The sequence below is a fragment of the Arthrobacter sp. BGA-UO-ETr-C19 genome, from assembly GCF_059568005.1.
The window spans coordinates 1-22,260 of sequence record NZ_JCAQPC010000010.1; the positions used below are offsets into that span (position 1 = coordinate 1).

A 22,260-nucleotide genomic window follows, 5' to 3' on the forward strand; every position below is an offset into this window, starting at 1 on the left:
GCCCGCCGGGTAGTGTCTCTCGCGGTTTTCACGCCGGTGATTCGAGTCAGAGGTCCTATAAGCCCATCCTCCGCCCACCCGTTATACAGCGCTTCTGCAGGAGGCCCTTGGACGCAGCGTGCACCGCAGAACCCAAAATGTCTGGCGACACCAAATCCGGTGTCGCCAGACATTTCTGCTTTCTCAGCGGTCACGAGCCAAGGGCGTTTGACGAACATTTCGCCACTCCTTGGCGCCACGGGGAAAGCCGGTAATGGGCTCCACCTGCACGTTTTAGTCTCAGGAACGAGCTGCGCGTCGGCCGCGACCTCCGCAAGGGAAGGAGACGCTGGAGGCTGCGAAGGCTGAGGCGCCGAATACTCCGGAGCCGTGCTTCTCCTTCTATGGCTTCGAGCACAGGCTTGGCGGGTGATACCCGCCGGGTCCGCTGCGCAATCTGTACCGGTACGGGGCATTTACCTCAGGGTGGGCGACCATCGTACTGCGCCGTCCTCAGATGGTCACAGTTGCATGTAGACGCTCTTGGTGTAGAGGTAGGTGTCCATGTGCGCTGCAGTGCCTTTGTAGCCATAGCCGCTGAGCTTCGTTCCACTGAATCCGACGAGCGGATCGATGTAGCCGTAGCAGTTGACCCACATGGTGCCTGTGTGCACGCCCTGGACTATCCGAAGGGAGGTGGACAGGCTTTGTGACCAAACCGCTCCCCCGAGACCGTACTCGCTGTCATTTGCGATAGCGATGGCCTCGTCAACGTCGTCGAACGGCATGATCGACAGAACCGGCCCAAAGATCTCTTCACGGGCGATTCGCATCTCGTTGGTCACGCCGCCGAAGACGCTCGGCTGCATGAAATATCCGCTCCCGAGGTCACCCTCAAGCCGTTGGCCACCGCAGAGCAGTTCGGCCCCTTCGTTTCGGCCGATATCGATGTAGGACAGCACCGAGTCCAACTGTGATTGGGAGATGACCGGGCCCAACGTGGCGGTGGTGTCCAGGCTGTGCCCTACCCGCAGGGTCTGCATGAACGCCAGCAGCCGTTCGGTGAATTCCTCAACGATGGGCCGTTGAACCAGCACCCGGGTGCCGGCGAAACAGATCTGCCCGGAGTTGGCGAAAACACCCATGGCAGCTCCGGGCACGGCCTTGTCCAGGTCCGCGTCGGAGCAGATGATGTCTGCCGACTTGCCGCCCAGTTCCAGCTGCAGCTTTTTGATGTTTACGGTGGAAGCCTGAATGATGCTGCGGCCGGTCTGAGTCGATCCAGTGAAAGCGATGCGGTCAACGTCCGGGTGGGCCGCCAGCGCATGACCAGCTTCCCTGCCCGAGCCAGTGACGACATTGATCACCCCCGCTGGCACCCCGGCTTCGAGCAGGATTTCGGCCACCCGCAGCACCGACAGTGAAGCTTCGGAGGCCGGCTTCAGTACAGCGGTGCATCCGCTGGCCAGAACTGCCCCGATGATCCAGAACTGGCTGTTGAGCGGACCGTTCCAGGGGATGATTCCGCCAATCACCCCAACCGGCGCCTTTAGCGTCATCGTGGTGACGTTGCCGGGAATGCCGTTCATCAGCGTCTCACCGCTGATGCTGGTTGCCTGCGAAGCAAAGAACGAGAGCATCTTCATCAAGGAGGCCTTGGTGTTGCGCAACCTCGAGACGGGGGCGCCCATGTCCATGGCCTCGATCTGGACCAGTTCCTCGAATCTTTCGTCCATGACCTGGGCGACCCGGTTCAGCAGAGCCTGGCGCTCGTAGGGGCTCCATGTACTCCACTGACCTTTGAACGCCTCGCGTGCAGCCAGGACCGCACGGTCGACGTCGGATTGATCGCCGGCAGCAAGCTGCGCCAAGACTTCACCCGTCGACGGACTGATGGTTGTCATTATCTTCCCGGACGCGGCCGGGACCTTCTGGCCGTCGATGACGAGTTGGTGCACGTCGCGGGACAAGAAGCCTTGGGCCTGCTCGGACGGAGCGAAGTTCTGCTGCGGTGTGGTGGTCATTGTTTTCCTCTCACCTGACCTTTGACATTCCGTAGATTTAGAAATGGAAGACGCCTTTGCCGATCCTGCACTGAACGAACCGTTCGGCGACTCCTGGAGCCCGTCAAGCAGCCCATTGGGTCGCCCGAGAGATCGCGGGCCTTCACGGGCGGGTCGCGGAGATCTGGATGGCCGCCATGACTGCGGGCACGTCGCCCTTGTTTCGCCAAGCATGTTTGGTGCCTCGCTGGACGAGCGTGTCACCCGGCTTGAGCAGCGTCTCACCGGTCTCGAGAATCGCCCAAAGCTCACCGGAGATGAGCGTTACGATATCGACGGTCTCCGTGGTGTGCATGCCTGGAATGTCCGTCGGACTCGTCGACTCCGAGGCGGCCGCATTCGCCAGCGCTTGCGCATAGCCAGCCTCGTAATCCCACTCGCTATCTGGCGGAAAGGCGGTGAGGTTGTAGGTGTAACCCAGTGGTGGCGGGGGAATGACGGCGACTTCGGCAAGGGTATTCTCTGCGAGGGCTGAGCCGGGGACTTCCTTGGCCTGCCAGATGTCGTTGCGCATGAAGGCGTCGGTGACGAGACGAGTGTCGGTAAAGTCGTCACTGACGATCGTTGACCGCCCCTGGTCGTCCAAGCCTGTCACGATCCGTCGTGCGCGTAGGTCGCGGTATTCGCCTGACATGATGTATTCCTTTCGGTTGTGGTGCGTGCCGGTTTCAGAGGCCGGCTACTCGTGCGTTGTAGGGGTAGCCGGTGAGAGCGGTTACGTGGTCTGCGAGCGCCCGTAGGGTGCGGCCTTCTCGACCAAGAATGCTGGGATGGCGTATCCAGACTGACTGACTAGACATGTGCCTTCTGTTCCGTGCTTCGTACAGAACGCTTACCACCAGTTCGGCCTGCACCATTCCGCAGGCGCTCCACTCCCACATAGGCGGCCACCGCGATGATCAAAATGGCTCCGTAGAGGGTCTGCTTAGCCCCGTCGGGGATGTTGAGCAACGGGGTCGCGTTATCAATCAGGGAAAGGAAGAGCGCGCCAAGAACAGCGCCAATGAAGGAGCCGCGGCCCCCGGTGAGCACCGCGCCGCCAAGGAAAACCGCGGCAAAGCAAGGCAACGAATACCCGGCACCCACGTCATTGGTACCGATTCCGGTGAGCGAGGCGAGGCAGATGCCGCCTGCTACTGCTCCGACTGCGCAGATAATCAGACCTGCCGAGCGAACCAGGACCGAACGCCGCCCGACGCGGTCGCTTGACTGCGAATTGAACCCGACTGCGCGGAGCGCGAGCCCACCCCGGGTGCGGTACAGCCAGAGCTCAAGGGCAACGGTGAGGACTACCAGAATTATGAACGGGGCCGGAATAAAGCCCACGCCCATGCTGAAGGCCGTGCCGAGATCAGGAGCGATCAGGCCACCTGGCTGGGGCCGGAGGACGATGGCGATGCCCTGAATGATGCCAAGCGTCGCAATAGTTGCGACGATTGGATTGACCTTGAGTGGCCCGATAAGTAGCGCATTCAAGGCACCCACGAGTCCCGCTGCAAGAAGGACCAGAGGCACGGTGACAAGCAGCGATCCAGGACTCAGATTGGGAAGCGTCATTGATGCTAGAACCACAGTGAGACTCATCGTGGCACCCACAGATATGTCGAAGCCTCCCGACAGCAGGGTGAATTGTTGTCCCAGTGCGACGAACGCAAGGGGAAGGCTCAGGAGCATTAGGTTGGCCAGGTTCGATCCCGTCCAAAATACGGGCGAGTGAGCGCCCGTGTATATCGCTAGGAGCGCCGAAAGCAGAAGCAGAACGATGATTGGGACGTAGGGGGTCACTCGGCCCAGCGACCGGGCGAACCACCCCGACCCAGTGGCCCGTGAGTCCGACCGCTCCGCTATTCCGCCGGCGCTCACGAAGCTACGAACGATCTCAGCCTCGGTTGTCGGTCCGACTAGTTCGGCGCTGATTTCTCCCCGCGACATGACGTAGACGCGGTCACACAAGCCCGCCAATTCAGATGAGTCAGACGAGTTTACGAGCACAGCGGTACCGTCTTCGGCGGCATCTGAGAGCATCCTATAGATGTCCATCCTGGCGCGTGCGTCGACGCCTTGGGTCGGGTCGTCAACAACCAGGACCTTCGGTGTTTGGAGGGTCGTCCGTGCAAGAACGATCTTTTGTTGATTACCCCCGGAGAGTGCACTGATCGGCTGGAACGGCGACGCGGCGACAATACCGAACTGAGCCGCCGCGCGGTTCCAAGCGCCCTTCAGCCTCCGGAGCAAAGCGAGACCGCCCGGCCCGTTGGCTTCGCCGGACTGTATCGTGAGGTTATCCATCACAGGAAGTGGACCGTAAACGGACTCCGCGGCCCGGTCACCACTCTGGAAGTTGATGCCTGCATGCAACGCACTGGCTGGATTGGGACTAGTAAGCACCTCGCCGTCGACAGCGATCTCGCCATCGTTTCGACTGATTCCGATGAGCCCACGCAGCAAAGCGCGCTGACCGTTGCCTTCCGCACCGGCGACCCCGACGATCTCCCCACCATTGACCACGAGCGACACAGGGCCGAAGTCGGGCCCGGCAAGGTCCCGGACTTCGAGACGCGGCCTGGGCGACGGCCGATTGCCACGCTGAGGAAACTCCAGTTCGGTTGGTGCACCAACCATGAGCTCCACTATGTCGTCCACATGCCAGTCGCGGGACCTGTGGGTCCCTTGGATGACGCCGTCACGAAGAACCGTCAGCCGATCGGCAAGGCGACGGACTTCCTCCAAACGATGGCTGACGTAAACGATGGCAGTGCCCTCATCTCGGGCGGTTCGCACCAGTTCCTCTAGGTGACTGGCCAGCCTCATATCCAGCGCTGCAGTGGGCTCGTCAAGTAGCAACACGCGCGGGCGATGGCTCATAGCTCGAGCTACTTCAAGGAGTTGACGGGCCCCCGGCCCGAGCGCGGAGACGGTGGCAGACAGATCGAATGGCAGCTGGTAGGCGGCTAACAGGTTCCTCAAGTCGCCGGGCCGCTTTTTGCCTACGGCGTCAAAGGATAGTGCTATGTTGTCTGCGACTGTCAGCTCCGGCACAAGCGAAGTGTCCTGGTATGCAGTCTCGAGCCCTAGGCGCCGTGCCTGCCGGATTCCGCCTCGCGACAGCGATTGTCCTTCGATGAGCACTGATCCGCTATCTGGCGTCAAGACACCTGCGGCAATCTTGATCAGCGTCGACTTTCCTGACCCGTTCTCTCCGACGAGCGCATGCACCTCGCCAGGCTGGCAGTCAAAGTCGACATCCGTGAGAGCTCTAACACCAGGGAACGACTTTGACACGTTCGTCAGAACGAGGGCCGGGTCAGAACTCGACGAAGTGCGTGTCCCGCCATCCGGAGTCACCATAATTTGTTCTTTCATCATTAGCAGTTCTCCCCTATGTGGGTAGGTCCACATAGTTATTTGGGTTGGCGGTCGGGCTTTCTAAGATCTGGACCCGACCGCCAACGGACACACGACTCAACCGGCAGAGAGAGCCAGTTTGGCCAGCTCAGGGCTGAGCAGGGTTGGTAGCGGCACGTTAGACGGCATCCCCGCTACGTTTTGGTCACGAATGTCAGCGAGCGCGACTACGGGGACAGGTGCGAGAACCTTGTTCGGCACGTTCACACCGAGCTTGATCTCGACGCCGGCGGTCACCCCCATACGGGCGTACCAAACGTGCCCGTTGGATACGTAGTTCGCTGAGCTGAGGCCTGCTTTTTTCGCATCGTCAGCGACATCGAAGGCGGAATAGTTGGCGGTGTCGACAAATGAGGCAGGTGGAGTCTTGCCAGCACTGATGTAGGGCCGCAGGAAGGCATCAGCGCTGTAGTCGTAGAACATCGCGGAGACATCCTTACCCGAGGCAAGAAGCTCGTTGGCTGCCTGCGTCTCGCCCTGCCCTGTCCACTGCGTGAATCCGGATACCGCCTGTTTCCAGCCCGCCGCTGTCAGTTCCTTTTCTGCGCAGGGCTGCCACTCAGCCGCATTGGCATTTCCCGGGACGCCGGTGTAAAACGCATATGACTTCGACCCGGTTCCCGCCTCGGCCACAATCTTCTTCGCAGCATCGGTGCCGATACCGCATAGGTCATAGGGAAGTTGCGCCGCGACCATTTCTGCCGCCTCGGGGGGAAGAGGCGAGTTTGCGGTGACGAAGGTGATGCCCGCGGCCTTCGCTTCCCTCGCCGCCGGCAAAATGGCGGCACCGAAAACCGGATCTTCCACAATAATGTCGACCTTTTGGGCGATGAGGCTTCGCAGGTTGGCAAGCACCTCTGCAATGTTCCCGCTTGACGAGCTAGTGAAGATAATTCGCTTGACCTGGGGGTAGGCAAGGGCCTGGGCCGTCGCTTCAGCCCGGCGGGTGCTCCACACTGGATTGTTCGTAAAGTCGGCGTTGATCGCCACGGTCAGGGTTCCCTGCCCAGTGTCACAGGAGCGCTGCCTCAAGCAGGTCTTGAGTAGCTGCAGCTGGGCGTCAGTTAGTGGCTTTGACGCTACTGCGAACGCGTCGGCCACGACCGGGGGAAGCTCAGAGGCCGGCACATCGGCCAGGAGCGCCTTCTTCGCTGTCGCTGCGAGTTGTTTGGAATCCACAGAGGACGCAGTGATCAAATCCGCGGGGACGCCGTGCGAGACCGTGCCGGTAGTGCTGGCCCCCGTCGTGCTCGAGCAGCCGGTGAGGATTGTGGCAAACACAGCGCCGGCCACAATGGGCATCGAGAAGCGGGTCCGTCGGATTTCAGTCCAACCCGCGCCAGTAGTTTTCATATTGTCTCCTTGATATTAAGTGGCGGGGTCGTCTTCGACTCCACGCCCTGTTCACGGTTTGGTCCGCCGCCTCGATGGATACCGCGGTTGCTCCAGCGCAAGCCGGAGAGTGCGAATTGCCCGAGGGTGATCGCCGATACCGCGAGTACAAGGGCGACACCCTGTGCCACGACCCGGGGGCCGGCGGCGAACCCGTAGATGGAAAGAGCTTGATCGAGCAGTTGCAAAAACAAGCAAGCACACAGAACACTGGCCGTGCTGGACGGGCCACCGTTGAACGCTGTACCTGCAATAGCGACCGCGGTGATGGTGGCGAGTTGGTAGGGCGTGCCCACCGAGGTGTCCGGCGTCCCGACAATACCCGCCACCAGGACGCCGGCGAGGCCGTAGAGGAGTCCGACGCCCCCGAAAGTAAAGAATTCGACGCGACGGACCTTTATGCCGTGAAACCGCGCCGCCCGCCTATTTGCCCCAATGGCGCCAACTTGCCGCCCGCCGCGGGTCTTGGACAGAACCAGTGCGATAGTGACGCCGACCGCGACCGCAACGACGAAGGAGCCGTTGAGGCTCAGAACGGACCAGCGGGTGAAATTCTGCAGGTCTGTCGGTGCCAGACCGGTGAGTGAGAAGGACGTGCCGGTCCATAGCACGACCCCGCCGGTAACGATGCCAAAGGTGGCCAACGTGACGATGATGGCGTTCAAGCGGATGACAGAGATGAAAAACCAATTCAAAAGGCTGATCACGACGGCGATCGCGAGTGCTCCGCCGACAACCGCGAGGAGATTCGACCCCGGTGTTCCGTAGTGCACCACTACTCCTGCAGAGCACGTGATTACGGCAGGAAGCGAAAGATCGATCGCACCCAGCATTACGACAAGCATTTGCCCGAACGACGCAAGTGCCAGCACTCCAGCGAGCGCCGTTGCGACCCTAAGTCCGTCAGGGCGGAGTGCGACCGGAACAACGAGGGCAATTACCAACAGGGCAAGCACCAACGCTCCCCAGCTTGCTATGTATCGCCCGGGAAACCGATACTTTAGATCGGTGATTAGGCCGGAAGGCGCCGTCGCCCCGCCCGGCTGGGATAACGGAGTTTCCGAGTCCCGCCGCTCGGTCACTTCCGAGATCGGTTCGTATTTGTGCACAATGTACCTTTTCTTTTCAGCGTCAAGCGCTTTGCGAGTCCGTCGATCTCGGGCTGTGGCGCCGAGTTCGCGAAGCGGCAAGAGACATCGGCGTCCCTAGACTGAAATTTTCGGTTGTGAAGATATAAAGAACGGCCGCATGTCATCACCCTTAGTCGAGGACGGTTATGCCTGGCCTCTGGCGTCCTCCGGCCGTGAGCGATAGACTCTCAGGCCTTTACCGTCTCGTCCTGTTCTAGGGCGGCGAACAGCGGCGCATTGTCCACGTAGACCTGCTGGTCCGAGAACTTACCGTCGACCATCCTGCACACCGAGCAAGCCGGGATAGTCAGGGAGCTGCCATCGAGGAATGTCCAGGTCGCAACAGACTCGAAGATCAAGACGCCGCCGTCTTCCTCCCATGCTGCGATGACGTCATGATGAAGCGTTTCGATCTGTTCAAGCAGGCCGGCAATTGTCGCAACGAAGGCGTCCGCGCCCTTGAGCTTGGGAGCGTTGGCAAAGGTGACTGTCATGTCGTCGGTGTAATACGCTCTGCACCGCGCCGTGTCCTTCGCCTCCATGGCGGCGTAGTACTTGGTCAGAAATTCAATTGTTGATTCGCTGGCACGCACCAGGTTCTCCTTCATTATGTTCGGCAGTTTCAGGTGATTTGTACCGACTGCCGGTTTGGAAGTGATTAGCGTTCGCCAAAATGGCCTGCGCTCATTCCCCCGTCGACCGACAATGCATGGCCGACTACGAACGATGCCGCATCGGAGCACAACCAGAGCACGGTATCCGCGATCTCCTCGGGACGGCCCATGCGCCCAATAGGCTCCATTGTGATAACCGCAGCACGTCCATTCGAGGTGCCGCCTGTGACTCGATCCATCATCGGGGTGTCGACGATTCCGGGACAAATAGCGTTTATGCGCACATTTTTCGGAGCGTAGTCGAGTGCAGCTGACCTAGTGAGACCAACCATGCCGTGCTTGGCGGCACTATAGGCGGCCTGCCCCTTAAACCCGCTCAGCCCAGCCGCGGACGAGTTGTTGACGATTGCACCACCGCCGTTGGCGAGCATAAGCGGGATCTGATACTTCATGCTAAGGAAGACCCCCTTCAGGCTCACGCTTACTATTCGGTCAAACTCAGCGTCAGGGATCTCAGCCGTCGCGATGAGCCCATGCTCGAGGCCAGCGTTGTTGAACGCCGCATCGAGACGTCCGTACGTCGCGACCGTATCTTCCAGCGCGGCCTTTACGTCTTCGCTCCGGGTTACGTCGCACCGCACAGCAATTGCCTCGCCGCCCTGTTCCTTGATGAGGTCTACGGTGGCCCGGGCGGACTCTTCCGACAAGTCAACGACCACGGTACGCGCCCCAGCTGCTGCAAAGGCGAGTGCGGTGGAACGGCCCATGCCGCTCCCGCCACCGGTCACCATTGCAACCTTGCCTGAAAAATCCTGGGTAGCCATACTGTTTGCTTCTCCATCCAACGCCGCCTGCCTCTATCGAGGAGAAGCCGACGTACTCGATTCTGGTGAGAGGGCTGATGCCCTTGCAACGTCCGTGACCCCAATCACAGTTCGCTACGTCCCATCATGAAGCGTGAACAAACTGACCGGCAAATGACTTTTTGTGATGGGCCCATGATTTCCCCTCATCGCTTCAGTTGCTTGGGCGGCGGAGGCCGGAACTTCTCTGTCAGATCCATTTTGCGCCTGAATCCCGCGCCAGACATGGGACATAGTTGCCCCAAAGATGCATGTGTTCAATTGATGAAGGCATCAATAGTTGCTATTTGTCGAAGGCGGGTATAGCTGGGCAGTATGGGTGCTGTGAGTCTGGGCGTGACCGTAGGTGTGTGGCCGCTGGCACAGAAGCCAGGACCGTGACCGCTGCAGGGACCGCAGCTCCTACGTGACGTGCAATCAGTCCCTGCTCTACCTCTTCCCGACTCACCCATCCAACTTCGTAGAGACCTAAGTTCAGGAGGAACAATGCGAGCCCTTGTGAAGAAAGAAGCCGCCCCGGGCGGTGTGGAGCTCCGCGAAATGCCGGTGCCTCAGATCGGTGAAGACGAGGTTCTCCTAGAACTGATTTACGGCGGCCTGTGTCGTACGGATGTGTCCTTCGTCGAGTGGAACGCAGCAGCGCAGGCGACATATCGGCCCAATTTCCCGCAGATCATCGGTCACGAGTATCTGGGACGAGTCATCGCATCAGGGCCAGGAAGCGGCCTCCCACTCGGGTCCAGGGTCGTAGGATCTGGGCACGTTGTTTGCGGCGCGTGTCCTCCCTGCCTGGCGGGCAGATCCATGCTTTGCCAGCGTCTCAAAGTCTTGGGCTTGGACGTTGATGGCGTGTTCGCTGAGCGGTTCGTTGTGCCGCAGCGCAACGTTGCTATCGTGCCGGACGAGGTCCCTGATACCGTGGCTGCCCTTGCGGAACCTTTTGCAGTGGGCCTGCACGCGCTGAAGCGAGGGTCTGTGCAGCCCGGTATGAAGGTGGCCGTTGTCGGCCCTGGATCTGTAGGGCTGATGACGATTGCAGCACTGGGGGCTGAGCGCGTGTCAACGACAGCTATCGGCACCGAAGCCGATCTTCACCAGTTGGAGCTCGCATCTTCTATGGGCGTGGACGAAATCAGGATCGTCGGCCGCGATACCGATCAAGTCGCCGGCACTTTCGACGTCGTTTTCGAGACAGCTGGCCATGCGTCCGCGGTTTCACTAGCGGTCGAGCTCGTCGCCCCGGGCGGAACAGTCGTCTGTGTGGGCCTACCTGCGCACCCTGTCGAGATCAACTCCGGCAGGCTCGCTATGACTGAGAAAAGCCTCGTCGGCGCACGGGCCCACGACATCTCTGACTGGAAGAACGTGCCGCAAATGCTGGCCAAAGCCACTGGGCTTGCAGCGATAGACGTGAAAGCAGTAGGCCTGGACGAGCTGGACCATGCCATCCATCTCACTGCAACACGCCAAGCCTCAAAAGTGCTCCTGGCGCCGTAGGCTCCCGTTTCTCCACAAGAACGGTCAGTTGCATGGCAACAGTACCGATTCACAATTGGCCGTGACCTAGCGAGGTGACACCCCCAGGTGACGCGGCGACTCAGCGGTTGTTCGCATGAGGCTGAGGCTGCCCGGTGCGGTCGCATGTCCTGTACACAGCTCATCAGGCAAGGAGGTCGCATGGAGATGAAGCAGCTGGTTGCCATGGTGACCGTGGCCGAGGCTGGGAGTGTCACATACGCTGCTCAGATGCTGCATATTGTGCAGCCGGCGGTTACGCGGCAGATCAAGACGCTCGAGGACGAGCTGGGCGTCGTGCTCTTCGATCGGACACGTCACGGCATGGTTCTCACCTCAGCCGGTGAGGTCTTCCTCTCTCACGCACGCCGTGCGCTCCAGGAGTTGGAACGTGCGCGTACTGAACTGACACCGCAGACAGGTGAAATCACCGGGGTGGTGTCTGTGGGTGTGCTGGAGAGTCTGCTCGATGTGCTAGTTTCCCCTCTTGCCAAGTCAGTTGCGGCGAGATTTCCCGGAGTCGAGCTCCGGGTGATGTCAGGATTCTCCGGCTATCTGCAGAATTGGCTGGACGACGGAGTTGTCGACATTGCGGTGCTGTACAACCTGGCAGATACGCCGGCTATGCGCGTGAAGCCGCTGCTCTCCGAGCGTCTGTGGGCGGTTGCTCCCGCTGACGTGGGGCTCTTGCCTACAGCGGACGTCACCTGGCACCGGGTGCTCAGCAGCCCATTGATCTTGCCGATTCTCGGTCACGGACTGCGCACGCTCATCGACAAGGCTCGGTGTGATATTCCCATCGAGCCGGACATCTCCCTCGAGACAAACTCAATGAGCGTTCAGAAGCAAATGGTCCTCGCCGGGCGCGGATGGACCATACTTCCCGGAGCGGGCGTCGCTCGAGACATCCAAGAGGGGAAGCTCAGCGGTGCGCCCCTGGCGGAGCCGAGTCTGTCGCGTTCCGTTGTAGTGGGGTTGCAGCGCACGCCCCGCATTTCTCGCCCCGTCCAAGCCGTCAACTCCGAGCTGCTGCGAGTCTCACGCCACCTGGTGGTCTCAGGCGCGTGGCCCTCCGCCACACTACTGGACGCACCTAAGTAGTGACTTCCCTTAGTACATGCTGCTGCCTGGCCGGGACGCGGGGTCTGGCATCTAGGCAAATGCGGCTATGTCAGTTCGATATGCCCCCATCAGCAAATACTAATATCGCAGCCTTCTATCACCGCCTACTATGGTAAGCGTCCGGCGATGCACGTTCCGAGTAGAAAAGTTCACGGACGCGGCGGGTCGGCAGAAGCAGATCCCCAGTTCGGATGGAAATGCCTCCACGCGTTCGTCGCGCTGGAGCGGGGGCGGGATCTCGAAGGATGTCCTAGATCTCCTCGAGACAGCTTCTGAAGGGAGTCTCGTCCGTTGCGGCCTTTGGTCCCGACGGCGCCGGTGACCTTCGGCTTCCCGCGCCCAAGAGGACGCACTCCCCCTGAAACCACAAGCACTGACCGACGATTCGTCTGGCGAACCAACGTTGGGACGCACACATTCATCTGAGAAGAATCAGGAGATTCCGATGCAAGGAGTCGTTTTCCGCGGAGACCGCGAACTAGAACTACAGCACTTTCCCGATCCCACTCCCGGCCCGGAGGAGGTCGTTGTCGAGGTGCGCGCTTCTGGTATGTGCGGATCCGATCTGCACGAGTACCGCAAGCCCCGGGGATCAGCGGCGGACGTTATCGCTGGTCACGAGCCGGCCGGAGTGATCGTAGCCGTCGGTGAGTTAGTGCCCACTTCGTGGGTCGGCCGTGCCGTGATGATCCACCACTACATCGGTTGCAATCGCTGCGACCAGTGCCGCTCGGGATGGACACACCTCTGCCGCCAGGAATTACGCGCACTGGCCCTGAATGTTCACGGAGGCCATGCCGACTTCATCAAGATGCCTTTCTCGACTGTCATGCCACTGCCGGAGGGTCTGACCTTTCAGGCAGCGGCTGCCATAAGTTGCGGTACGGGCACCGCCTGGGGTGCGCTCGAGATGATCAATGTGCGGGGCGACGACACTATCGCCATCTTCGGGCAGGGTCCCGTTGGCCTCTCCGCGACTCAACTGGCGACTGCAATGGGCGCCAAGGTGATCGCTCTCGACATCGAACCGAAGAGACTGCAGCGCGCGCAAGAGTTCGGTGCCGCGGAAACCATCAACCCCCGCGAGGTCGACTCCGTCCAGGATGCAGTGCTCGCTCTTACTGGCGGCCGTGGCGCCACAAAGAGCCTCGAGACCTCGGCAGCGCCCATCGCCACCCAGCAAGCGTTGCAGGTACTCGGCCTCTGGGGCTCCGTGTGCTGGATCGGGCGAGGAGCGGGGCTGCAGGTGGACATGACGGAGCAGTTGACGAAACAGATCACGGCCAAGACCTCCTGGACGCTCTCTTCCGTGCAGATGTCACATCTTGCGGACTTCGTGCTGGACCGCGGTATTGATGTCGACGCCCTCTTTACCCAGCGCTGGACGCTGAGCCAGGCCGCGGAGGCGTACCAGTGGTTCGACCGTCAGAGCGATGGCAAGGGCGTTTTCTTGCCCAATTAGTAGGGCAGACGGGGCTTGGAGAAGTAGCCTGCGATGGCCTGCACATCAAGCCCGCATCAAGCAGTCCCCGCATGTGACCCAGTGGTGGCTTTGAGGCACGAGTTGCGGAAAGTCGTTTGAACAAGTCAGAGGGATGCTCCGAGGGGAAATACTATGCGCATATTCAATCAATTCTTCACCGACAACTTTGAATCCTTCGACTGGTTGACACCTGACTCGGATATCCTTTCTCCGGAGCGGGCAGTCGGGACCTTGCAACGGTCCAGCAACGATCATGCCGACTTTTCGGAAGCCAGGAGCGGAGGCATCCGGTGGGTGAGTCGGCGAGACGGTTGAGACTGATGCCAGCGCTGATTTGTGCGGCGCTTTCGACAGCGGTCGTGAGCTCATTAGGCATGCTGTTGGTGCCGTCCATTGCCAGTGAGATGGATGTTTCCGTCAGCACGGCGCAGTGGATGTTGACCATAAACCTTCTAGTTGGTGCTGTTGCTACTCCTGTTTTGGGGCGCCTCAGCGACGGCCCGCACAAGAAGGGCCTCCTCCTCTGCTCACTGGCGGCTATCTTCGTGGGGTCCGTGCTTGCCGCCTCCGCCCCGAATTTCACGGTGTTTCTGATCGGACGAGCGCTTCAGGGACTCACTTATGCAATCGTTCCGGTGACGATCGCCCTCGCGCGCCGATACGTCCCGCCGGAAAAAGTACAGGTCTCCATATCCAGCCTGTCAGTGACAGTGGCTACCGGCCTCGGTGTTGGCTATCCCCTGACCGGAGTCATTGCCGGGCTTTTCGACTTTAGGTTCGCGTTCTGGTTCGCCGCGCTGTTCGTGGTTACGGCGTTCATTGTGGTGCTCGGGGCCATTCCCGCCGGGACAGATGCGCGGGCAGCCCGGGTGCCGTTCGACTACCAGGGTGTGGTTCTTCTCGGTTTGGGTTTGGCTGGCCTGCTCCTTGCTGTCAGTGAAGGGTCGAGCTGGGGGTGGGGCTCAGTGTGGACAATTGGTGTATTTATCTTCACAGCGTTTATATTGACAGCCTGGGTCGGGACCGGGCTGCGGAAGCGGCATCCCCTGGTCAATCTTCGTGTTCTCCGGAACGGGGAGGTACTGCTGGCTAACTGTGCAGCAATAGGGCTGGGTGCTGCCCTATACATAGGCCTATCGATTTCAAGTCTCGTCGCTCAAGCACCGGCTTCTACCGGCTACGGCATCGCGCTGCCCGTGTTCTGGGCCGGATTTGTGATGTTTCCGCTTTCGGTGGGAAGCTTCACCGCGAACCGCCTCGTTCGCCGCCTATCACGCCGGCTTCCACTTACGATGTTGCTGCCAATCGGCGCAGGCACCGTGATGGCATCTGGAATGCTGCTATGGCTTGCCCACACCCAGCTCTGGGAAATCCTGGTTGGAACGCTGATATTCGGCTTAGGAATGGGGGCCAGCTACGCCGCGATGCCGGCGCTCATCGCCCGCAGCGTCGCGACCGCAGAATTGGGCAGTTCGGTGAGCTTCAACCAAGTCCTGCGAACGGTGGGCAGCTCCTTCGGTACAGCCATCTCCGGTGCTGTGCTCGCGGCCAACATGGCGCCGACCGGGCACCCAACTGGGTCCGGAATAAGTACGACCTTCGCCATAGGAGCGCTCCTTTGCGCGGTGGTGTTCGGCGCCCTGCTTTTCCACGCCATGAAAACCCATGCCCGCCGGACATCGGACGGGCGGCCTGACGTTGTGGTCAGCTAACGCAAGAGCGGGTCCCGGCTGCCGATGCGCATGCAGACCCTTGCTGGCCGAGGAATGGAACGTAATACGATTCGGACGACAGCGCGCCGGCCATGGTTCGACAATCAACGTCGCGAATTGCAGCTTTTTCGCACCCCTGTAGGGTTCGTAAGGTGCCGACAAGTGCGGGATGAAGCTACCCTTCGGGCGGGAGTTAGTGAAGAACCCAGCCAAATTTCGCAGGAGCGACAATCCGGAGGATGACGTTGTTCCAAACCCTGAAGGAAACGCTCTCCCATACACATCTTGGGCACTGTGTTACCGTAGGCATGCGCCTTCCCACCAGTGAACCGACAGTGAACGTGATCAGAAATCTACGACTTCCTAGTTCGTCGTCTGGAGAGTGCGGCTCCCTGGATCCATAGGTTCGGGTCATTGCATCCTAAGCCAAGGAGTTCCTATGGAGATGAAGCAGCTCATTGCCATGGTTACCGTGGCCGAAGTCGAGAGTGTCACCCGCGCTGCTCAGCTGTTGCATCTCGTGCAGCCAGCCGTGACGCGGCAGATAAAGACACTTGAGGACGAGCTGGGCGTCGCGCTCTTCGAGCGCACGCGTCATGGCATGGTTCTCACGTCAGCTGGTGAAGTCTTCCTCTCTCATGCCCGCCGTGCGCTGCAAGAGTTGGAGCGTGCCCGAACCGAACTGACTCCGGTGCCGGGCGAAGTTACGGGACTAGTTTCGGTAGGGGTGCTCGAGAGTCTGTTGGATCTGATAGTCCCCGCGCTTGTCGATTCGGTGGCAGAGAAATTGCCAGGGGTGCAGCTCCACCTGTTGTCAGGAGTCTCTCGCCATCTCAACGAATGGTTGGACGACGGTATCGTCGACGTCGCCCTACTCTACAATGTGGCAGATACTACGGCGATGCGTGTGAAGCCCTTGCTCAATGAGCTCCTGTGGGCGGTTGCCCCGCCCAACGCGGGCTTACTGCCACCGGAGCAGGGCACCTGGCAGCGGGTACTCCGTGAACCACTCATCCTGCCAACCGTCGGACACAGTTTACGCACGCTCATCGACAAGGCGCGGGCGGACATCCCTCTCGAGCCGAAAATCATTGTCGAGACCAATTCGTTGAACATTCAGAAGCAGATGGTGATGGCCGGTCGGGGCTGGACTATCCTGCCCGCCGCGGGCGTGGCCCGAGACATACAGCAAGGCAAGCTTAGCGGTGCCCCTCTTTCAGAGCCGAGCGTGTCGCGCTCTGTGGTAATAGGCCTGCCGCGGACAGCTCGGATACCTCGTGCTGTCGAAGCTGTTGCCGCCGAGCTACTGCAGGTATCGCGGCGACTGGTTTTGTCAGGCGAGTGGCCCTCCGCCACGCTCATGGAGACGCCTTAACCATAACCTTGAGCCGCCACTGGGGTCCTGCTGCGCGGCGAATGCACACTGGGCAGATCGGTTGGATGCCATGCGAACTGACAGTGAACTCACTCTGGCCCTAAGCGAGTGGCGCACCCCGTTCCCCATCGGCAGCTCCACAACTCCTCAACCCACAACGACTGCAGGGCACGCCCGCGGGCCGACGTTGGCGAATTCCGATGCGTAAGAATGGACCGGAGCAGCACCCTTGCGTTCGCTGCGGCATGCCATAATTTGCCTGGCCAATTTCTCGCCTCCTCATAGGTTGGCGGCTACCTTCCGATAGCCTCCGTCATGCCCAGCTCCGCCAGAATGGTTGCCGTGTGCTCACCGATCCTAGGGATGGGATCCATGCGGATCGCCGACTCGCGGGAAGTCACCGGGGGGACAAGACTGCGCAGCAGGCCGACCGGCGACTCGACGTTGCGCCAGCGTTCACGCTCGGCGAGCTGAGGGTGGGCGGAGAGTTCTGCCATGGTGCGCAAGCGCGCATTGGCGATTCCGGCATTGTCGAGCCGCCGCAGGACCTCCCCAGAGGATAATCCTGTGAAGACTGCATTGATGGCCTCGTGCAGGGCAGGTCGATTGGCCACGCGGGCCGCGTTGCCCTGGAAGCGAGGGTCTGCGAAAAGTTCGGGACTGCCAAGTACCTCGGAGCAGAAAGCTTTGAACTCACGTTCGTTCTGCACGCCAAAGAAGACCGTTCCGTCGGTGGCGAGGAAGGGGCCGTAGGGCGCAATCGAAGCGTGCTCGGCACCGCTTCGACGTGGAGGTTGGCCACCGTATTCGGAGTAGAAGTAGGGCTGTGAGACCCATTCGGCGAGTGCCTCCAGCATCGATACTTCGATGACGTCGCCATGTCCGGTCTTGCCGCGCTGGATCAGGGCGGTCAGGATTCCCGAGTAGGCGTACATCCCGGCGCAGATGTCTGCGATGGACACGCCAACTTTGGTCGGACTCTCCGGCGTGCCCGTCACGGACAGCAGTCCGGATTCACACTGGATCAGTAGGTCGTAGGCCTTCTTCGACGCGTAAGTGCCGCCTCGGCCGTAGCCTGAAATGGAAGTGTGGATCAGGCGCGGGTTCAGTTCCAGCGCCTGATCCGGGCCGAGGTCCATACGTTCGACGGCTCCGGGGGCCAAATTCTGGACGAGGATGTCGGCTTTCTCGACGAGCCGGCGCAGGACCTGCAGACCGCCGTCCGACTTAAGGTCCAGCACTATAGATTCCTTACTGCGATTCAGCCAGACGAAATAACTGGCCATGCCGTCGACCTTGTCGTCGTAGCCTCGGGCGAAGTCACCAGTGTCGCGCTCGACCTTGATCACTCGGGCGCCCAGATCGGCGAGTTGTCGCGTCGCAAATGGAGCGGCAACTGCCTGCTCGAGCGCGACTACCATGAGTCCTTCCAATGGCAGGGACGCCACGTCTACTCCTCTCCCCCAGCCACGGGTGCGGCGTTGCTAGTGGGTAAGTCGGCCTGCCGGCCCGCCCGCAGAGTCTGCGGGCCCAGTGGACACGCTAGGCATGTACATTTTGAGGGAACATTATGGATTCGGCCTGCCGCCCGACCTCGGCGTTCGCGGGCGGCAGATATGTAGAACTCGACGCAGCGGGACATGAGCCCGCAGTTTGTCAGTAGTGGATCACGCCGCGCTGGCCGCCACCCACGGGTACCGAGTCGCCTGTGATAGCAACGCTGCGTGGAGAGCAGAGGAAGGCGATGATATCTGCAACTTCGGCAGACGTGACCATCCGGCCGATAGATATGGCGTTGTCCAGACGCTCCTTCACCGCAGGCACGTCCTCACCACTCGCTACGGCCATACGCTCGAGCAGATCTTCAGTCCGTTCTGTCACCGTCATGCCTGGATGAACTGCAATGACGTTGACACCCGACTCACCAAGCTCATCTGCAAGATTCTTGGTCATGGCTGCAACAGAGACATTGCGGATCGAGTTGAAAACAGACCCCGTCGACCGTGCACCCAGACCCGCAACATTGATAATTCTCCCCCACCCGGACTCGGCCATGTGGGGCACCACCGCTTGAGCGCAGCGGAGATAGCCGAGCACTTTGGTGTCCATCTCATGCAGCAGGTCTGCTCCGCGCAGGTCGTGGATGGCGGCGGACTTAGTCGCATCGGCAGCCTGTGCGGCCGCGTTCACAAGTATGTCAACGCTTCCGAACTCCTGCAGGGTCTTGGCAACGACTTCGCCGATGGCTGCCTCGTTTGTTGTATCTGCGGACACAGCCAGTGCCTGGCCACCATCTGAGCGGATCCGAGCGCATGCACGCTCCAGCTCATCGCCGCTCCGCGCGACCATCGTCACTTTAGCGCCTTCACGAGCTAGGGCAGTGGCTACCGAAAGCCCGATCCCCTTACTCGCTCCCGTGACGATGGCACTCTTGCCGGCCAAAAACAAGTCCATATATTCACTTCTCCACACGTTGTGATTTATTGCACGGCAGGCCTGCTGCGGAGCCTAGGAGAATACCGCAGCATGGAGAAGGATCTGACTGCATGTCCAGTGGGACGATGACGATTCGACACCTATATCCGAATGTGGCCTGCCGCGCCGTACAGTCAGAATGCCTGGTTGATCTCGATGAGATTCATTGAGGGGTCGTAAGTGTAGATCTGATGGTAGTCCTGAACGGCCCAGCGGCCGGCCTCCACGTAGAAGATGCCTGCGGCAGACAGACGGGACTTCACTTCCTCGATATCGTCGACTGCAATCGCGATATGCCCATTGAGACGAGGGTTGATCCCCAACTCACTCACGGCCTTCGCGTACTGAGGTGTAGATTCCGAGATGTGAATGGTGGGCCACTCGGCTCCCTCTGATGTTTCCGCTGTCTCCGGACCTACGAAACGAGTGCCCCCTCGCTGGTTGTAGTCAGTCGCGAAGTTTGGGTTCAAATTGACCAAATCAAAAATGTCCTGATAAAAGGCGATTGTTTGTTCAAATTTGAGAGCAGGAATGTTCACATGATGAATCCGGGACCTCATTGGGATGCAGCTCCTCTTTTTTGTTCTTAGGCGGTAGAAATGACGGAATTTCAGTTTCGAGTCCTTGGCATTCGGGACGTCAATAGCCCACATGGAGACCGAACAATTCCCATAGTAGCCCGTGATGGAAGGCCGCAACCATTCATATTTTCTGATGGGACCATTACGCTCTGACATGTATCACTTCTCAAGCGCGGGCGCACCGACAGAAGAGGTTACGGTCCTTCGTTTATCCGCTTGAGCTCTTCGCGAATTAGCAACGTCGACTTGATGTGGTCAAGCCAGTCGGCGACTACGCCGACGACCTCATCGGATGTGTCCTGCGGAAGCCCGACCGATTGTTGTATACGCATAAATGGGGGCTCAAGGATGCGATCACCGGATGAAGTGGCGTAAGCCGTCAGAGGTTGCCGAACCCCTGCAACAACGTCTAGGCCCTGCTGGGCGTAGGCATCCGTCTCCGACTCAGCACGTACTATTTGCGCTTCGTTTATCGTTCGTGTCAGGTAGAGGTCATACGCTGACCCGCGCCGTACCGCGATGCGCACTCCAGCTCTATCGACCTCCGTCGCACCTTCGAATGGGGCATGTGGTCGCGTTGCATACACGCCTTCGAGAACCACGTAGGGCGGAGTGAAGGCAACATGCTCGCGCCGCTTGGGCTCATTGGCGAGGAAGCATACATCCGCCCTCCGCTCAACCATCGCACTGTACGCGTCACGGGCGGCTTTGACGCACAGGAACTGAACCGGAGAATGCAGCCATGTCGCCATTTCGCGCGCAAGGATGACTGTTATGCCGGTCGGCCTAACAGCGTCTCCTTGGGCCAGGACCGGGTTTCCCAAATTAATGGCCGCACGCAGCACTCCAGTTGGGACCAGAGCTTTCACTATCTCCGGATTAGGCACTTTGACAGCCACAGGTCTTCCCTTTCATTAACGAACGTAGGCGCACTCTTCGCCGGGACGTGATCCTCCCGAGCCTCCGAGCACTCATCGGTGAACTCGACGGCAAGAATTCAATATGATCTGTGAGTGCAGCACAGGCACCTCACCCAAACGGGGTGTTGCAGATCGATATTGGGGGCAGAAGACGCGCCTGCTCTTGCGCCGCCACCAACCCGACCTGCCGATCGGCCCCTCGCTATCAGCGGGGGAGGCTCATCATTCCACGGGTGTGCGTACTCTAGCATGGGCCTGGACGGCGCCGGTCCAATCAGGGATCACCTGATCAGCAGCTGCCACGACCGCCAACCCAGCCTTGATCAAACAGGCGCCGTGCTCGATCTGACGCTCTTAGAGCGGCCTCGATTACCGTGCACCGTTTCTGCAGGGAACCCCCGTACCGGCTGGCGCAGGGAGGCAGCCCTTCACTGTTTCTTGACCGATGTCGTTCTGATTTGCTGGAACAGCATCTTGCGACTTAATGCCCGCACTGGAGAGCCACCGCAGGCACACATCGACTTCGGTGGCCCGCCCGAGGCTTTGGTGGTGGTGCCTGAGTTGATGTCGGGGGGTGATAGATGTATCAGGAACGGTTATTTGCGGTCCAGTCTCATCACCGCCGAGGATGGGCATACATGACTTGTGACTCGAATCACCGGAGTGAAAGCCGGGAGTCACTCCTCGATGGACGTTGAATGGCCAGCGTTCATCTCGATTTGCACGGGAGCCCAATGACGATCTCAACCGACGCTGCTGTTACCAATTCGCGTCAGCTTTTCAGGTCACTGCTATTTATCCCGGCTACCAAGCTTCGGTGGATCAGCAGCGGTGTCCAGGCCGGGGCGGACGCTCTTATCCTCGACCTGGAAGATGCTGTTGCTGAAGCAGATAAGCCTGCCGCGAGGGAGGCCCTGAAATCAATCGAGGCGAACGACCACGGTGACGTGCCGCTGCTGGCCCGGATGAATGAAATACATTCCGGCCACCTTCTCGAGGACGTTCAGGCCATCGTCGCCTCCCGCTGCGCCGGTGTGGTGGTTCCGAAGACGGAGAGCGTTGACGACCTGAAAATGCTGATAAACACGGTCAAGCTCTTCGAGCAAACCTCGAACCGGGCCCGGCCACTTGATGTGCACGTCATGCTTGAGAGTGCTGCAGGTATCCGCAATGCCTTCGAACTCGGCAGCTGCGATGAGCGGGTCAAGAGCCTTATGACAGGCACGATCCCGGACGGAGACGTCGCACGATCGGTCGGCTTCACGCCCACGAGATCCGGTCTGGAGACTCTGTTCCTGCTTTCCCACGTCCAGCTCGAAGGCCGGGCTGCCGGCTGCGCCACCTACGCCATGGTCTCGGCCTCAGTGGGACACGGCGAGGACGAGATGCACGAGAAGCTCCAGCAGGCAAGAAATATCGGATACGCCGGGGCGACGCTGATACATCCGTCGCATGTGCTGGCCGCAAACACGACTTTCGGCCCTAGCACTGAAGAGATAGAGAGAGCCGAACGGGTCCTCGAGGCTCTCGAACACGCGCATACAGAGCGCCGTGGGGCCGTTGCACTTGACGGCCAGATGATCGATACCGCACACGGCGTTTCAGCCCGAGCCACGCTTGAACGTGCCTTG

Annotated in this window: 17 protein-coding genes; 6 read left to right on the forward strand and 11 right to left on the reverse strand. The window is 60.2% G+C overall.

Annotation, left to right across the window (positions count from 1 at the left end):
* Positions 1-500: 500 nt before the first annotated feature.
* From AC57BR_RS05570 to AC57BR_RS05600, 7 genes are all read right to left on the reverse strand, one after another.
* Positions 501-2,003 (reverse strand): aldehyde dehydrogenase family protein, encoded by a 1,503-nt coding sequence (locus AC57BR_RS05570; RefSeq protein WP_496358765.1) that lies wholly within the window; start codon positions 2,001-2,003, stop codon positions 501-503.
* Positions 2,004-2,145: 142 nt separating this feature from the next.
* Positions 2,146-2,676 carry a cupin domain-containing protein gene (locus tag AC57BR_RS05575; protein WP_496358766.1) on the reverse strand — a complete coding sequence of 177 codons (531 nt, stop codon included), beginning with the start codon at positions 2,674-2,676 and terminating at the stop codon, positions 2,146-2,148.
* 158 nt (positions 2,677-2,834) lie between these two features.
* Entirely contained in the window at positions 2,835-5,441 is a 2,607-nt protein-coding gene (locus AC57BR_RS05580; RefSeq protein WP_496358767.1) for an ATP-binding cassette domain-containing protein, read from the reverse strand.
* A 63-nt stretch (positions 5,442-5,504) separates the two neighbouring features.
* Positions 5,505-6,800 (reverse strand): sugar ABC transporter substrate-binding protein, encoded by a 1,296-nt coding sequence (locus AC57BR_RS05585; RefSeq protein WP_496358768.1) that lies wholly within the window; start codon positions 6,798-6,800, stop codon positions 5,505-5,507.
* Positions 6,797-7,948, reverse strand: coding sequence for an ABC transporter permease (locus tag AC57BR_RS05590; RefSeq protein WP_496358769.1), 1,152 nt, complete (start codon positions 7,946-7,948; stop codon positions 6,797-6,799). The genes AC57BR_RS05585 and AC57BR_RS05590 overlap by 4 nt, the downstream gene beginning before the upstream one ends.
* A gap of 209 nt (positions 7,949-8,157) precedes the next feature.
* The gene (locus tag AC57BR_RS05595; RefSeq protein ID WP_496358771.1) at positions 8,158-8,577 is read right to left on the reverse strand and encodes a nuclear transport factor 2 family protein; all 420 of its coding nucleotides are present in this window, start codon (positions 8,575-8,577) and stop codon (positions 8,158-8,160) included.
* 50 nt (positions 8,578-8,627) lie between these two features.
* Entirely contained in the window at positions 8,628-9,407 is a 780-nt protein-coding gene (locus AC57BR_RS05600; protein WP_496358772.1) for an SDR family oxidoreductase, read from the reverse strand.
* A gap of 525 nt (positions 9,408-9,932) precedes the next feature.
* Here AC57BR_RS05600 and AC57BR_RS05605 point away from each other — a divergent pair.
* The 5 genes from AC57BR_RS05605 to AC57BR_RS05625 all read left to right on the forward strand — a co-directional run bounded on the left by AC57BR_RS05605 (position 9,933) and on the right by AC57BR_RS05625 (position 16,653).
* Positions 9,933-10,943 carry a zinc-dependent alcohol dehydrogenase gene (locus AC57BR_RS05605; protein ID WP_496358773.1) on the forward strand — a complete coding sequence of 337 codons (1,011 nt, stop codon included), beginning with the start codon at positions 9,933-9,935 and terminating at the stop codon, positions 10,941-10,943.
* Positions 10,944-11,123: 180 nt separating this feature from the next.
* On the forward strand, positions 11,124-12,062 hold the full coding sequence (locus AC57BR_RS05610; protein ID WP_496358775.1) for a LysR family transcriptional regulator: 939 nt from the start codon (positions 11,124-11,126) through the stop codon (positions 12,060-12,062).
* Between the two features lie 466 nt (positions 12,063-12,528).
* Complete coding sequence (locus tag AC57BR_RS05615; protein WP_496358776.1) at positions 12,529-13,545, forward strand: zinc-dependent alcohol dehydrogenase family protein; 1,017 nt, start codon at positions 12,529-12,531, stop codon at positions 13,543-13,545.
* Between the two features lie 341 nt (positions 13,546-13,886).
* Positions 13,887-15,278, forward strand: a complete 1,392-nt coding sequence (locus tag AC57BR_RS05620; RefSeq protein WP_496358777.1) for an MFS transporter — start codon at positions 13,887-13,889, stop codon at positions 15,276-15,278.
* Between the two features lie 439 nt (positions 15,279-15,717).
* Complete coding sequence (locus AC57BR_RS05625; protein ID WP_496358778.1) at positions 15,718-16,653, forward strand: LysR family transcriptional regulator; 936 nt, start codon at positions 15,718-15,720, stop codon at positions 16,651-16,653.
* A 293-nt stretch (positions 16,654-16,946) separates the two neighbouring features.
* Here the strand turns inward: AC57BR_RS05625 and AC57BR_RS05630 are convergent, their stop codons facing one another.
* The 4 genes from AC57BR_RS05630 to AC57BR_RS05645 form a co-directional block, all read right to left on the reverse strand.
* Positions 16,947-18,101, reverse strand: a complete 1,155-nt coding sequence (locus tag AC57BR_RS05630; protein ID WP_496358779.1) for a CaiB/BaiF CoA transferase family protein — start codon at positions 18,099-18,101, stop codon at positions 16,947-16,949.
* Between the two features lie 208 nt (positions 18,102-18,309).
* Positions 18,310-19,107 carry an SDR family NAD(P)-dependent oxidoreductase gene (locus tag AC57BR_RS05635; RefSeq protein WP_496358780.1) on the reverse strand — a complete coding sequence of 266 codons (798 nt, stop codon included), beginning with the start codon at positions 19,105-19,107 and terminating at the stop codon, positions 18,310-18,312.
* Positions 19,108-19,262: 155 nt separating this feature from the next.
* Positions 19,263-19,865: a VOC family protein gene (locus tag AC57BR_RS05640; protein WP_496358781.1), complete on the reverse strand. Its 603-nt coding sequence runs from the start codon at positions 19,863-19,865 to the stop codon at positions 19,263-19,265.
* A 38-nt stretch (positions 19,866-19,903) separates the two neighbouring features.
* The gene (locus AC57BR_RS05645; RefSeq protein WP_496358782.1) at positions 19,904-20,608 is read right to left on the reverse strand and encodes a transporter substrate-binding domain-containing protein; all 705 of its coding nucleotides are present in this window, start codon (positions 20,606-20,608) and stop codon (positions 19,904-19,906) included.
* A 755-nt stretch (positions 20,609-21,363) separates the two neighbouring features.
* On the opposite strand from AC57BR_RS05645, the gene AC57BR_RS05650 reads away from it, so the two are divergent.
* Positions 21,364-22,260 (forward strand): HpcH/HpaI aldolase/citrate lyase family protein (locus AC57BR_RS05650; protein WP_496358783.1); only part of this gene is annotated, 897 nt, incomplete at its 3' end.

What these genes read in the sequence shown, in the direction of transcription:
- AC57BR_RS05570 (WP_496358765.1), bottom strand. Translation starts at nt 2,003, where the DNA reads ATGACCACCACACCGCAGCAGAACTTCGCTCCGTCCGAGCAGGCCCAA.
- AC57BR_RS05575 (WP_496358766.1), bottom strand. Translation starts at nt 2,676, where the DNA reads ATGTCAGGCGAATACCGCGACCTACGCGCACGACGGATCGTGACAGGC.
- AC57BR_RS05580 (WP_496358767.1), bottom strand. Translation starts at nt 5,441, where the DNA reads ATGTGGACCTACCCACATAGGGGAGAACTGCTAATGATGAAAGAACAA.
- AC57BR_RS05585 (WP_496358768.1), bottom strand. Translation starts at nt 6,800, where the DNA reads ATGAAAACTACTGGCGCGGGTTGGACTGAAATCCGACGGACCCGCTTC.
- AC57BR_RS05595 (WP_496358771.1), bottom strand. Translation starts at nt 8,577, where the DNA reads ATGAAGGAGAACCTGGTGCGTGCCAGCGAATCAACAATTGAATTTCTG.
- AC57BR_RS05600 (WP_496358772.1), bottom strand. Translation starts at nt 9,407, where the DNA reads ATGGCTACCCAGGATTTTTCAGGCAAGGTTGCAATGGTGACCGGTGGC.
- AC57BR_RS05605 (WP_496358773.1), top strand. Translation starts at nt 9,933, where the DNA reads ATGCGAGCCCTTGTGAAGAAAGAAGCCGCCCCGGGCGGTGTGGAGCTC.
- AC57BR_RS05610 (WP_496358775.1), top strand. Translation starts at nt 11,124, where the DNA reads ATGGAGATGAAGCAGCTGGTTGCCATGGTGACCGTGGCCGAGGCTGGG.
- AC57BR_RS05615 (WP_496358776.1), top strand. Translation starts at nt 12,529, where the DNA reads ATGCAAGGAGTCGTTTTCCGCGGAGACCGCGAACTAGAACTACAGCAC.
- AC57BR_RS05620 (WP_496358777.1), top strand. Translation starts at nt 13,887, where the DNA reads ATGCCAGCGCTGATTTGTGCGGCGCTTTCGACAGCGGTCGTGAGCTCA.
- AC57BR_RS05625 (WP_496358778.1), top strand. Translation starts at nt 15,718, where the DNA reads ATGGAGATGAAGCAGCTCATTGCCATGGTTACCGTGGCCGAAGTCGAG.
- AC57BR_RS05635 (WP_496358780.1), bottom strand. Translation starts at nt 19,107, where the DNA reads ATGGACTTGTTTTTGGCCGGCAAGAGTGCCATCGTCACGGGAGCGAGT.
- AC57BR_RS05640 (WP_496358781.1), bottom strand. Translation starts at nt 19,865, where the DNA reads ATGTCAGAGCGTAATGGTCCCATCAGAAAATATGAATGGTTGCGGCCT.